The sequence below is a fragment of the Bacillus sp. EU52 genome (genome assembly GCF_037964975.1).
GTDB classification, from domain to species: domain Bacteria; phylum Bacillota; class Bacilli; order Bacillales; family Bacillaceae; genus Bacillus; species Bacillus subtilis.
The window spans coordinates 1,757,169-1,772,642 of the sequence record NZ_CP150177.1 but is presented as its reverse complement, the minus strand read 5'-3'; the positions used below and the strand labels follow the sequence as shown (position 1 = coordinate 1,772,642).

Here is a 15,474-nt window from a genome sequence, read left to right as displayed (position 1 = left end):
TTATTTGAAAGTTTTCCAAAACATATCTTTAGAAGCCCCTGTGTCTGAATGCACTTTTTCCTGCACGTTTTGAGCTGATGGTTTGATTAAAACGGGCTGCCTATTTAATTCCGGCAAAGGCAGAGGTTTTCTTCTAATTGGACGAGCAACCGATTCATTCCAGGCTTCTATAATGAGATGGGCGTTCGTTCCGCCATCTGCAAAACAATTAATTGCCGCAGCCGGCGTTGTCTCCTTCCACTCGGCTTGCGATCTGCTGAAATACAAATCTGTTTTTTCTATATCAAAATACGGCATATTTTCATTACCTGACAGGAACGGAACCAATTGTCTATGCTTCAGCATTAAAGCTACTTTAATCAGGCTCGCAATCCCCTCTGCACATAATGGATGGCCGATGTTAGGTTTCACCGATCCCAGCCCTAACGGAGCCTTTGATTCAGAACGGTAAATGGACTGGATTGCCTTTAATTCAAGTAAATCTGTTACTGCCGACCCCGATCCGTTCGCTTCGAGATAGCTGATCTCTTCAGTCTTTTTGCCGCTTTTTTCAAGCGCTGACAGCATGACGTCCTTTTGTGCCTCGAGATTCGGAGATGATGGGCCTGCCGTTCTTCCGTCATTATTAATCGCAGCGGCTTTAATGACTGCATATATGGAATCTCCGTCTTCAACCGCTTGGCTGACGGTTTTGACGAGAACCATGCCCACGCCTTCTCCTAAAATGACACCGTCTGCCCGCTTATCAAAAATATGGAATGACGGTTTGTCACATAAAAGTCCGCGCTCATGAAACATTCGATGCGCATCAGCATCAAGCAAACTGACGCCGCCTACAACCGCTGCCTCAATATCTCCGCTTCGCAGAGCCTGAATGGCCATATTCAGCCCCACCAGTGCAGAGGAACAAGCGGTATCCAGGACAATACTCGGTCCCTTCAAGTCAAAAAATTGTGAGATGTTAGCCGCTAAATAGTTTTGTCCACCAGCGACTATCGGATTTTTTGCTTTTGAAAGACTGGCCGGATCAGGCTTGTGCTGGCTGCGGCCTCCTATATAAACACCAGCCCTCATGCCTTTCACTTCTTTCTCTGTATAACCCGCGTGATACCATAGCTTCAGGCTTTCCTCCAATACAGCCAAAGCTTGAGGGTCCATCGCTCTGACATCGCTTTCGGACATCATGAAGAAATCATGATCAAATCGGTTCATTTCATCAATGAGGCCCGCGTAATTCGAGCTGGAGTTCCCGAATCGTTCAGGCGGAACAGGCGCAATCGCAGACCGTCCATCACGTATTAAATCCCAGTATTCCTCTGGGGTTTCTGCTCCCGGGAACCTGCAACTAAGACCGATGATAGCGATGTCCTCAGCAAGAAGTGCCGTTTTTTCATGGCTTATCTGTTGCGGCCGCTGTTCTGGCACCAGCTTCTGTTTCATTGCTGATTGCGGCTTGAGAGGTGTCTGTTTCTCAGGAACAGATGGCTGTAAAACAGCTGATATGTCATATTTCGAAATGAGCCAGTGTGCAAAGGATTCTATTGTCGGGTATTCAAACAAGATTGACGGATCAATATCTCCATTTAATTGTTGGTTCATCTGCTGTACCAGCTGGGCCAATATAATCGAGTCGATTCCGTATTCTTGGAAAGGTTCATCCGTTTCAAAGTCTTCTGCAGCTATTTTCAGTTCATCTGAAAAAAGAGTTACGAGCCAGTCGACTGTTTCAGGGAACAGGTTGCGAGTGCTGGTTTGCTCTTTCGTCTCAGGATGCGAGAGAGCTTCGACAGGCAATGACGGCTGCATCAGCTTATCCGGCTTCCAAACGTTTGTATCTGGTACTGCCGGCAGCACGACAGCATACTGTCTGTCTGATAGAATCTGGTCAAGCAGCTGTAATCCCTCGTCGTTTGTCAAACTGATCAATCCAGTTTGTTCTAAAGCTTTGCTTCGAACCTCGCCTAAACCGGTCTCCTTCCAGTTAGGCCACTGAATGCTTACAATGGGACATTTATCTTGATGAGCCTCCGCAAAATAATCCATAAAAGCATTTGCCATCGCGTAATCAGCTTGTCCTGCTGCTAGTGCAGGGATGGCCGCTGATACTGATGAAAACAAGGTGAAAAACGCCAATGGTTCATCTTGAAGCAGGTCAAACAACGTTTGCAGACCTTCGACTTTCGGTTCAAAAACCTGTCCGATCTCTTCTAGTGATTTTCTGATAAAAGCCGGGTTTTGTTTGTTCACCATCCCGGCACAATGGATGACTCCGCCAATCGCCCCCATTGTTTCGTGTATTGTCTTCAGGCTCTGTTCGACAGCAACCCTGTCTGTGAGATCCAGAGACAGCACCTGAACTTGCGCACCCATGTCTTCTAGCTCTTGAACGGCTTTTATTTTCTCGGCAAGCGAGGAAATTTTTACCAAATTCCACTGGTCACGCGGTGGAAGCTCTTCACGGCCGATAAGGACCAGCCGCTTAACGCCGTATGTTTTCACAAAATGCCGCGCACACAGCAAGCCGAGACCTCTTGTCCCGCCTGTAATGAGCAGGACTTTGTCTGTTGAAAACGATACTTGCTTATGACTTAGAGCGGCTTCTGCTGGCTGCTCTGTCAAATATGCGCGATATCGCTGTCCGTTTCGATAACAGACTTCTGATTCTGTGCTCTTGGCATAATATTCAACTGCAATCAGTCTGGCCAGCTCCTCATGAGAGGCTTCGCATTCCATATCTGCATGTCTTGAAGTAAGATGGCTGTACTCACTTTGAAGCATGCGGTATAAACCGGCCCGTGAAGCACCAGACAAAATAACACCCTCATTTGCGTAGGCCTCCAGCCCCTTTGTTACACCCAAGACCGTCAAATGATGCTTGCTTGCACGTCCTTGCTCGATCAGCTTTTGGAGCCAGTTTATCCAGTCCATAGAATGCTCATGGCTCGTTCCGCACCCGATCAGATCGATTGCTCCAGCAACGTGTTCATAGTCAGCAGCAGATACCCGATCCAGCTCTTGGCTGTCAAATATACGGTATGTCGAGAAATACGTCGAAAGCTCTTCCGCTAATGCCATTGTCTCCTCATTTGCCAAAATGGCGACGGTTTGATTCGTCATTTCTGCCGGTTCAATCGGACAAGGCTGCCACTGTTTACGCAGAAAGCAGCGCTTTGGCATCAGTTCGAATTGAGGCATTGCTGTAGCAATGGTTTCGGGTTCGCCTTCTTGAGTTGGCAGCCAGTAATACTCTTCCGCGAACGGATAAGCAGGCAGGCTGATTCGGCGAGGCGTGTATTCCCCATAAAGCTTGTTCCAATCTATCTGCAGCCCTTTCACCCATAGCTCTGCTACTTTCTCCAGCCTTTTTTTCTCTATCCATGTTTGCAGCAATGCTTTGGCATCATGATCCGTTTCAAACAGCTTGATTTCGCTCTTCTTCGTTTTCACGTGAGCAGCAAATATGCTGCCGTTCGGCATTTCAGCCAAATAATCATCTAAAGCTTTGATCAGCATTTCTCTCGAATCCGCCAAAAACGCCATGCGATAATCCATTGCTTCCCGGCCCGTCTGAAGTGTGTATGCCATATCCTCCAGATCGATATCTTCATTGGAAGTTACGAAATCTTTCATTGCTTCCGCATAGGCCTTCAATTGCTTCTCTTTTTTCGCTGAAAGTACAAATAATGCTGAGCGGTGCTGCTTTGTTAATGGATCGCTCCTCTTTTCAGGCTGATATTCCTCTATCACGATATGGGCATTCGTTCCGCTATATCCGAAAGAGCTCACACATGCTCTCCGCGGTTTTCCATCACCCGTTTCCCAAGGCTTAAGCTCCGTATTTACGTATAAAGGAGAATGCTCAAATTCAAAATGCTCATTCGGTGTCGTGAAGTTCAATGTCGGCACAAGTGTTTTATGATTCATGCACAATAACACTTTTTGAACCCCGGCTACTCCTGCCGCCGCGGATGTATGACCAATATTGCTTTTGACGGAACCGATTGCGCAAAACTGCTTTTTGTCTGTTTTTTCTTGAAATACGGTGGACAGAGCTTCTAATTCAATTGGATCGCCTTGTTTTGTTCCTGTGCCGTGCATCTCGACATAACTGATACTCTCAGGATGTATGCCGTATGTTTCATATATGTCTCTTTCCAGATCCATTTGGCTTTTTGCACTCGGTGCCGTGATTCCGTTTGTTTTCCCGTCCTGATTAATACCCGAGCCAATGATAATGCCATAAATATGGTCACGGTCCGCTTCCGCATCTTTCAGCCTTTTCAGAACCAGCGCACCCGCACCCTCGCCGGGCACAAAACCATTCGCGCTATTGTCAAATGCTTTACATTGTCCATCAGGTGAAAGCATGCCGGCCTCACACATACTCATGTAAGATTCCGGCGTCAGGTATAAGCTGACCCCGCCGACCAGCGCCATATCAATTTCTTTGTTTATAAGTGCCTGGCGCGCTAAATGTGTGCCGACCAATGAAGATGAACATGCGGTATCAATAGGAATCGCTGGCCCTTTTAAATTAAGAAAATACGGAATACGCGCCGCAGCGATCGCAAAGCTGTTCCCGGTGGCATTTGCTCTTGCCTGCCGGTTCAGCATGACCCCGTATTCATTGCTCATAATGCCGAGATATACACCGCATTTTTTCTCATTTAAAGTTCGGGCGTTGTACCCAGCGTCCTCAAAGGCTTTATAGCCTTCCTGCAAAAAGATTCGATGCTGCGGGTCCATCAGTTCCGCTTCTGATGGCGGAATATTAAAAAACAATGGATCAAAATGTTCAATATCATCCAGCATCCCCATTGATTTGCAGTAGACTTTCCCTTTTTTGTTGAGGACAGGATCATAGTATTTGTCTACATCCCACCGTGATGTTGGAATGTCCCGAATGGCATTTCTCGCATGAACCAGGTTATCCCAGTACTCTCTTACATTACGAGCGCCAGGGTATCTTCCCGACATCCCGACAATCGCTATCGCATCCTCCGGGCGGTCTTGAAGAACAGGAACCGTTTTCGTCACATGTTCTTTCTTTATTGGATGTTGAACAGGCTGTAGGGGCCGTTCTGCCGGCTTTGGATGAGATGGTGCTGCTGGCTTTTGCTGGGCTACTTCGAAAGAGTCAGTATGCTCTATCTTTCTATCAAGATGAGTTCCAAGCTCGGACTTTAGCATTTCGGCAAAAGCACGTATCGTTGGATAATCATATACTCTGGTTACCGTAAAAGACGTTCCGTATTGCTTGTTCACCGCTTTTATCCATTCGAGTCCGGTAATCGAGTCCATTCCGATATCTATGAACGCTTCGTCAATATCCACCTCGTATGGCTCCATGTATAACACGTCTGCTATGCTTTCCCTCAAGTTTTCATGCAGCGTTTCAATTGCTACAGTATATTGTCTTGATGCAGATATTTCTGCCGCTGCATATTGAATCGTTTCTTCAGCTTCCTCTTGCACTGGCTGATGATGTTCTAACGGCTGCAGAGATATATTAGCCGGTTTAGCAGCAGGTACCGCTGTTTTTTGTCTGATCGGCGTGTACGTCTCCGTTTGTTTTTTCTCCCCAGCTTGTGTGCTTAACTCGTGTGCTAAGTAAACAGCGAAATCACGTGTTGTCGGATAATCATATACCTTTGTGACATTTAGTGATGTGCCATACTGTTTATTTATTGCTTTTATCCATTCGAGCCCGGTAATCGAGTCCATACCGATATCTATGAATGCTTCGTCTGGATCAATCTCGTTTTGGTCCATGTACAGCACTTCCGCTAAGCCCGCTGTCAGTTCATCGCACAAGGCTTCCGCCGTGATCGTCTCTGTTTCTGTATCTGATGGAACACGCTCTAAACGATCCTGATTGGTCATTAAAGGCTGTAACGTAATATTGGCAGGCTTGCCACTGGCTTCTCTGTCTACAGACGGCTTCGGAATAACGGGCTGTACTGGAGCGAATGGCTCCTCCGTTCTTTTTTCCTCAGCCTTTGCATTTACGTCTATCCAATAGCGATCTCTTGAGAAAGGATAGGCAGGTAAACTGATGCGCCGCGGTTTTTGATCCTGATATAGCGTGCTCCAGTCGATTCGCAAACCTCTTACCCACAGGTCTAAAACCTTCGCATATTTTCCTTTTTGCAGCCATGCCTCAATTGTTTTTGACATATCCTCATCAGCAGCAAAAGCAGCAATGGCTTCTTTGTTGCTCTTTACTTGTCCGCGATAGACATATTCACGATTTTCTGTTCCGGAGATACATTCATACAGCTTTTCTTCAAGCTCTTGCATCGTTTCCGCAACGAACGCCAGCCGTTCGTTCATCGCTTCCCGGCCGACTTGCAGCGTATAGGCAATTCGGTGTAAATCTGCTTCAACATATGTTTGTTCACGAATGGCATGCAGCAATCGCTCCGCGCGTTTCTGAAGTCTTTCCTCATTTTTTGCTGAGAGCACAATGACAGCCGGCTGTTTCCTCGTTGGTAAACGTTCCTCCACAGGTTCCGAAGCATACTCTTCTATTAAAATATGGGCGTTCACACCCCCGGCACCAAATGAAGAGACTCCTGCGATTCTCGGTAATTCGATGTCTTTGCCATTAACACTGATGATCGGCCTCTTCCACTCTTCTAGCTCTTGCTGTACTTTAAACGGCGAGTTAAGGAAATCAATATTCGGGTTCAGCACGTTTGAATGCAGGGAAGGCGCAAGCTGCCTGTATTTCATTTGGAGCAATACCTTCGTTACTCCTGCGATACCTGCCGCACTCTCACAGTGCCCGATATTTGATTTGGCTGACCCTATTGCACAAAATTGTTTGTCATCGGTTTCTTGCGTAAACACTTTGGACAGCCCTGTGATTTCAATAGGATCACCGAGAGAGGTTCCCGTGCCGTGGGCTTCGATGTAACTGACTGTCCGCGGATCAACCTTCGCTTCCACAAACGCCTTTTTGATGACATCTGCTTGGGCATTCGGATTGGGCACTGAGTACCCGTTTGTTTTTCCCCCGTGGTTGATGGCTGTCCCCTTAATGATTCCATAAATGTGATCACCATCTTCAACTGCTTTAGACAATGGCTTCAAAAGCACTGCTCCAACGCCTTCCCCCGGCACATAGCCGTCTCCGCCCTGTCCGAAGCTTTCACATCGGCCTTTGCTGGACATAAATTTGTTCTGCCCGAGCATCAAATATTTATTTGGATGGATTGACACATTCACGCCGCCCGCGAATGCCGCCTCACACTCTCCGCGCTGCAGGCTTTGGCAGGCCAAGTGGATAGCCGTTAATGAAGAAGAACACATGGTGTCTAATGCAATACTCGGTCCGTGAAAATCAAAATAATAAGATACCCGGTTCGCGATGGATGATGGATTTCCCGTTAAAGCCAGAGACCTTCCCCGCACCTGCTCTTGTGCCCCGTACAGCTGATATTCTTCGTACATGACACCGACGTAAACACCGACGCTTCCGCCAAGCTCCGAATCACGCTTACGGCCGAGATGCTCCCTTGTATAGCCTGCGTCTTCCATCGTTTCATACACACACTGCAAAAATAAACGCTCTTGAGGGTCCATTAATTTTGCCTCACGCGGCGAAATATGGAAAAACTGAGGATCAAACTTGTCTACATCCTTCAAGAAGCCTCCCCACTTGCTGTAGGTTTTTCCAGGCTTGTCCTTATCTTCATCATAATAGAGACTATGATCCCAGCGGTCTTCAGGAATTTCCGTAATACAGTCTCGCCCGTCTCTCAGGTTCTCCCACAATTCATTAATGTTGTCTGCCAGTGGATAGCGACCTGAGATACCGATGATTGCGATTTCTTCCGTTTCCTTCTCTCTTAACTGCTTCTGCTCTTTATCTTGCAAAGGAAGAAACCCAGACTTTCTTGGGGTAACTGGGATTTCTTGTTTTTCAGCTTCTGATTTTCTTCCAACAGAAGGTTTTCCTGTTTCAATTCCCAAGATGTCCAGCAATTTTTCTCTGTGGGAATCAATAAAATACCGTGTTAATGAGCGAATATCCTGATATTCAAAGAACAACGTCTTGGACAAAGAACCGAATCCTTTTTCTAATTGACCCGTTACATGCATGATCATGATAGAATCGATCCCGTAATCCTCGAGAGGAGCTTCAGCATCAATCTGGCCAGCTGGCAGCTTAATCACCGAAGAAAGCACCTGTTTAAAATAGTTCTCCGCTTTTTCTCTTAGTATCTCTTCATCAATTTCCCCGATCATGTCTGCTTTTTCTGCCTCCTGATTGAGACTGCTTTTTTTGATATTGTGAGATTGGCCTTTGCCATGTCCCGTTTCATGTAAAAATGCACGAATCCGATCAGTAACACCGGAAGCAACTAACACTTGCGGCTTTCCTGACGTCCAGCCATGATATAGCGCCTGAATCCCACGATCTGTTTCCATGGCCACCATGCCTGTTTCTCTTTTCAGCATCCTTGCAGTTTCCGCATCAATTTGCATGCCCCCGTCTTTCCACAGCGGCCAGCACACTGAAAGAGTTTTTCCGTAACGCTTGTGCAGCTCTGCTTGGCCATTTCGATATTCGCTGAATGCATTCATAAATGCATTGGCCATTGCGTAATCAGCCTGTCCCGCGCTTCCTACTGCACCGGCACCTGAGGAAAAAAGGATAAAGAAATCGAGCGGAATATCTTTCGTTGCTTCGTCAAGGTGAATCAGTCCTGCTACCTTTGGAGCAAGAACGGTTTGAACCTCTTCTTTCTTTTTCTTCATAATGAAATTATCTTTTATTAAACCGGCGCTGTGAATGATGCCATCTAAGTTTCCATAAACGTTTTGGGTTTCTTTTAATAAGGCATCAACCGTTTGTTTGTCAGCCAGATCAGCTTGTCTGTAAATCGCTTGGATGCCAAGTTTCTGTAAGGCTTTAAGCTTCTTCTTCTTCCTTTCATCAAGCGGAGAGCGTCCTGTCAGGATCACAACCGCGTCAGTCGTTTGGTTTGCGATTTCAGTTGCAAAGATGAATCCCAGACCGCCTGCACCGCCTGTGATCAGATACACGCCTTTATCCTTCCATGGCATGTCAGCTCTTCGGTGCTCACCAGACACTTCTTTCCACTTGCTTACAAATCGCTTCCCTTGCCAGTGGCGGATATGCGTGTCACGCGGATAGCGTCTGTTTTCCTCCAATATTTCGAATAGGTCACCAGCTGACATCCCGGTTTCTATTTCGATCAACTGTCCTGTCAGGTTTGGATTTTCCAGTTCAGCCGTTTTGAGCAATCCAGTTAAGCCGCTTAATAGCTGAGGCTCGTCCAACGCAGGCACCGCCACTTGAATGAATGTTTGTCCCCCTGTTTTTGAGTGCATTAGCTGTTTGATTTCTTCAAATAACTGTATGGCATAACCTTCAAACCGTTCATCAATTGTCTCTGGCTGCAGAACTGTACAGTCAAGATGATTTTGGAGGCTTTCCATTTGTTCTCCAACATCACAGACAACGACTTTATGTGTGTCGTACTCTATGAGCTCTTGCCTCTCTGCAGCACGTTCTTCCCAAATATGTTCGAACAGTAGCGTGTCAGTCGCTTCAGAAGGACCTTCTTGATCTGTTTCTAACACTCTTGCAGAATAGCCCGTCAATCGCACGCAAACCTGCCCCTCTTCATTGCATAAATCGATATCAAGCTTCTGCATACGATCCCCAGCTGTACTGCCCTCGCTATATGTGATCCGCGCCCACATAGATGCCTCGCAGCCTTTGAAGATTTGGACATCCTGTATGGCAAAAGGCAGCATTGCCTTTCTGTCTTCTAAACTCGCAGCTCCTCCCAGCCTCAAACCGATAGATGCTTGAAATGCCGAATCTATCATGCTCGGATGCAGAATATAACAGTCTTTTGTATCAGAGATTACAGGAGGCATCGTCAATTTCACTAGAACTCCGTTTTCGCCGGCATATAGGCTGTCGATCGCTCTGTGGCTGTCACCATAATGAATACCCATTTCTGTATAAGCCTCGTAGCAATCAAAAGGTGACAGCGTCCGGCCATTATAGCTTGCCTTCAGTTCTTCAATGTTGATGACCGGATTCTCACCAGCCTCACAAAGCACTGCACTCCCTTGTCCATATACAATCGGCGACTCCTCTGCGCTTTCAGGGTCCCGACAGATTTCAAATGTAATCTCACCATTCTCCTCAGGATATAGACGTACATCTATATCTTTCTGCTGTTCCGTGACGGCGAACGGCCGGACCCAGACGATATTCCGGAGCCGGAATCCTGTCGGGAACTGATCCGCAGCTGCCCTTTCCACAGCTGCCCGAACCATCTCCAATAAAGCTGCGCCAGGTAAAACGTGTTTGCCCTTTATGACATGATCCTTCAAGAAAAATTCACGTCCTGTAAACGCTGAACGGAAGCGGACACCCGATATGTCGGACACATTTTGATGCAGAAGAGGATGCAGGATGTGTCGCTCCTCCTTTAAACGATCAGTCTTTTTCTCCGCTTTCGGCACCCAATAACGCACCCTCTCAAATGGGTAAGTCGGCAGGCTGATCCGCTTTGGTTTGTTTCCGTCGTAAAGCAGCTTCCAGTCAACACCAGATCCGTTCGCCCACTGCTCCGCAATTTGATCGAGTTTTCTTTGCTCCAGCAATTTATGTACCGATTCGGCGGGACGCGATGGTTCGCTTCCTCTTGACACGCGGCCCTTCCAGCAATGCTGAATGGTTTTTTGTCCTTCTATAAAAGCCTTCAATTGGTCGCTTAATTCTTGAATTCCGGATGCTAAGAAAGAAACCCGTTCTTCCATTGGTTCACGGCCTACCTGCAATGTATACGCCAAATCTTTAATCTGAATCCCATCATGAAGAAAATCCAAGAGACGTTTTGCATATACACGGAGACGTTCTTGATTACGGGCAGAAAGCGGAATAACTGCGGATATGTCAGAATCTGAGGACAAAGAAACGTCCTGCTCCGCTGCTTGAGGAATATATTCCTCAAGGATAATATGTGCGTTTGAACCAGTTGCTCCGAAGGAACTGATACCAGCCCGCCGCGGATAAGGGACCTCTTCCCCATTCTCCTTGATAACAGGCTGCTTCCACGTTTCTGTTTTATGCTGTACATAAAATGGAGACTTTTCAAAATCAACGTACGGATTCAGTTCTTCCGAATGCAAAGAAGGCACAAGTTTTTGATGGTGAAGCTGAAGGACAACCTTGCTTAAACCGCTGATCCCCGCGGCGGATTCGGCGTGCCCAATGTTTGACTTTACAGAACCGATTGAACAGAACTGCCGATCCTGCGTATATTGGCGGAACGCTTTGACTAATCCCTGTATTTCGATAGGGTCTCCTAAGGACGTGCCGGTACCATGGGCTTCCACATAACTGATCGTCCGCGGGTCGATTCCCGTTTTCTCCAAGCATGTCTCAATCAGATCAGCTTGAGAAACAGGGCTCGGCACTGAAATGCCGCTTACAGTGCCCACATGATTCACAGCACTTCCTTTAATAACCGCATAAATGCGATCTCCGTCTTCCTCCGCCTGGCGCAAAGGCTTTAATAAAACCGCGCCTATACCCTCGGCAGGCACATAACCGTCCCCATCCTTTCCAAACGTACGGCAGTGCCCGTCAGTGGAAAACATATCCCAGACCCCGTATGTCAAATATTTATTCGGGTGCAAAGACAGGTTCACTCCGCCTGCTAACGCAACATCGCACTCACCGTGACGTATGCTTTCCAACGCCAAGTGCACTGCGGTCAAAGAGGATGAACATACCGTATCGACAGCCATACTCGGACCGTGGAAATTACAAAAGTAAGAAACACGGTTGGCGATTTGCGCATAGTTGAGCGAGAGAGGAAACACGTTTTCTGCTGATGCTTCTTCAGCTCCGACTAATGTATAATCCTTGTGCATGACACCGGCAAAAACTCCTACATGCTGCCTTTTATTTCGTCCTTTAGGCTTCGCCAACGTCTTTGGCGTATAGCCCGCATCCTCAATCGTTTCCCAGCATGTTTCTAAAAACAGCCGCTCTTGAGGGTCCATTGTCTCCGCTTCTCTTGGCGTGATTCTGAAAAATTGAGGATCGAAGCAGTCGGGGTCATCAATAAATCCTCCCCATTTGGAAATGTCCTTACCCGAAGGAGATGTGATTCCTTCAAGTCGCTGCCAATCCCAGCGCGACTCAGGAATCTCGCTAACACAGTCCTTTCCCTCTTTCAGATTGTTCCAAAATTCATGAATATTGGCTGCCTTCGGATACCTGCCCGCCAAGCCGATAATCGCAATATCGCCTGCTGCCTCAATAGGTGCAGGACGAGAAGCTTCAACAGTCTTACGATCGTTTATTGTGTCGGAAACGCGTGCTCTTTCATTCTGGCCAAGGCCAAGGGAACCAGCGGCACTAAAATGCTCAGCATATTCCTCGGCAAGAAACGCTGACAGCTCCGCTATGGTGGTATGCTCAAACAGAAGAGTCGGCGAAAGGCTCTCACCGATCTTATCACTGATCGTTTCTACCACCTCAAGCAAGCCCGATGAATTCAGTCCCATTTGGTAATAACCGACCTGTTTTTCAACTTGTTCTACCGGCTTATTGATTTTCTCTGCGATTAATTGACTTACGAACTGTTCAGCCCCGCTATAGGAATTAACGGGAGAAGATACCATGTCAGCAGGTTTCTCACGCTCAGCAGTGTCCGCTCTTGTCATCTGTGTCTCCTGTGCATCTTGATGTTTTCCGCTAATCAGCTCCGCTTCTCGCACCAATTTGCTTGTAAAGTTTTTCAACTCAGCCACTTTTTCTCCCGACGCATTAAAAAATTCAAGTGTTACATAAATCAGCTCTTTTTCCCGCCGGACGGAGGAGCGCTTAATTCTCGTCATGCAATCCGACTGCAAAAGTCCAGAAGCTGAAAAGGATTCATAGAACAGAGGCAAATACAGCCTCTGTTCTCCTTTAAGCAAAGATGTGAGCAAATGATTGGCACCCACCCCGCTCCCGTCTATGAGAGTCGGGTGAAACATAAAGCCTTCTGCGTGAAGCATGGCCTCCGAACCGAGAGAAAGCTCAAGAAGGACGCCGTCTTCCTCTTCATAGATGCAGCCTTTTGCTTTCATATATTCGCTGTGCACCAATTCCTGACGTCTGCATTGTTCATATACATCATCAAGCTGAACAACGTTCTGTGCAGATGCTTTGATTTGACTGAAATCCAGTGTTTCTTCAAATATGGCTGGGGAGTCTGCGTGCATGTCAGCCTTCATATAGAGCTTTTCTTCTGAAGCTTCTTTCCCGGCACGTTTTTCAATTCCCTTGGCTGTGATTTGCCACTGTCCTTCTTTTTTCTCCGCGCATTGGATATTCAGAACAATTACTGCATCCTGTTCCGCCGTCAATGGCTGATAGATAGATAAATTCCGCAGCTGAAGCTCTGAGCAGGAGAAGCCGTGTTCTCTGAATATCTGGTAGATTATATCGATATAAGCCAATCCCGGCAGGACATTTTGTCCGTAAACCACATGGTGATAAATAAACGGATTTTTTAACGATAATGTGAGTTGTTTCGTTATCTTTTTCACGTTAGACCTCCACCTCATAAGTATCCCATATGTTTGCCGCAGTCATTTTCGAAGTCTCCGCTTCCAGCTTTGTCTCGCCTGGCGAAAGCATTCGTTTCTTTAATTGAGGAGGCGATATTGGACTGCGCTTGATGGCGTGTTTTTCATCTTTTTCCCACGCCTCTACGATGACATGGGCATTCGTCCCCCCATCGGCAAAGCAGTTAATAGCCGCAGTAGGCTGCGAATCTGTCCATTTTTCCAGGGCTCGGCTGAACGTGATGTTCGCTTTCTGTTGATCGAAATGCGTCATCTCTTTTTCACCTGATAAAAATGGGACAAAGCGGCGCTCTTTCAGCATCAGCACAACCTTAATGAAGCTGGCGATCCCTTCAGCACATAGCGGATGCCCGATGTTTGGCTTGATTGAGCCAAGAGAAAGAGGCGATGAGTGCCCAGAACGGTACACTGATTGGATCGCTTTTAGCTCAAGGAGATCGGTTACGATTGAACCTGACCCGTTTGCCTCAAGGTAGCTGATGTCCTCTGGTTTTTTTCCGCTTTTGAAAAGCGCATCTTTCATGACTTCCTTTTGCGCCTCAAGATTAGGTGTTGCAGGCCCCGCCGTTCTTCCGTCGTTATTGACCGAGGCCGCTTTGACGACAGCATATATGGTATCTCCGTCTTCCAGTGCCTGTTTTACGGTTTTTAGCATGACCATTCCGACGCCTTCACCTAACACAACTCCGTCAGCACGCTCATCAAACACATGGAAGGATGAATGCTTGCTTAAAATGCCGCGCCGGTCAAACAGCCTGTGAGAGGCATCTGAGCTCAGCAAGCTGACACCGCCGACTATGGCGGATTGAATATCTCCGCCACGCAGCGCCTGAATGGCCATATTCATGCCGACCAAAGCTGACGAGCATGCAGTGTCAACTACAACACTTGGGCCGCGGACATCAAAAAATTGTGAAAGATTAGCGGCTAAATAATTTTGGCCGACTGTCACGATCGGATTCTTGGCATGATCAAGGCTGTGTTCATCAGGTTTGTGCTGGCTTCTGCCTCCGATATAAACACCGACGGGCTTGCCCTTTATTTCCTCAGGCGTATAACCGGCGTGATACAAGAGTTTCAGACACTCTTCCAACACGAGCAGTGCTTGCGGATCCATCGCCCTTACGTCTTCTTCGTGAAGCAAAAAGAAATCAGGATCAAAATAGCTGACGCCATCAATCACGCCGGCATAATATGGCGTCTTACAGCCCCAACGCTCTGCCGGAATCGGGCCGATTGACGAACGCCCCTCGGATAGTAACGACCAATATGACTCCAATGTATCTGCCCCAGGGAATCGGCAAGAGAGTCCGACAACGGCAATACCTTCTGCATGAGAGTCCGGTGACAAAATCGCTGGCGCCTGAATCTGAGGTGTAAGAGCTCGATCCTCCGCAGGAACAGATGCCTCCGCCTCTATTTTGTTCTCCAAAGGTGCTGATGCATCAGATATCCTGCCTCCGAATAAAGCGGACAGCCTTTCGGAATAAGAACCGATCAGCCAATCTGCGAACCTTTGAATTGTCGGGTATTCATATAGAATCGATGGATCGAGCGCTGCCTCTAATTTGCGGTTTATACGCTGGAGCACCTGTGCCAAAATGATCGAATCCACGCCATAATCCTGAAACAACCCGTCAATCTCGAAGTCTTCACGATCTATTCTCAGCTCTTCGGTAAACAGATCAACAAGCCAGGACTGTGTTTCAGATAATAATCCATCACTTTTGGAAACTTCATCGGCCTCTTCAGTGTCTCTGGCTGGCGGGCTCTGTAAAGCAGCTTCCTGCAAACCGCCCTCATGCGGTTTCCTCCTCTTCATCAGCAGTTCCGGCT

At 47.3% G+C, this 15,474-nt stretch carries 2 protein-coding genes (1 of these 2 cut by a window edge); both read right to left on the bottom strand.

Annotated features, from left to right (window positions below):
* Positions 1-13,617, bottom strand: a complete 13,617-nt coding sequence (pksL, locus tag NSU05_RS09065; RefSeq protein ID WP_339204651.1) for a polyketide synthase PksL — start codon at positions 13,615-13,617, stop codon at positions 1-3.
* Positions 13,601-15,474 carry the end of a polyketide synthase PksJ gene (pksJ, locus tag NSU05_RS09060; RefSeq protein ID WP_339204649.1) on the bottom strand. The gene runs 13,255 nt beyond the window's last position, so only the last 1,874 of its 15,129 coding nucleotides appear in the window; its start codon lies off the right edge, out of view; its stop codon occupies positions 13,601-13,603. The genes pksL and pksJ overlap by 17 nt, the downstream gene beginning before the upstream one ends.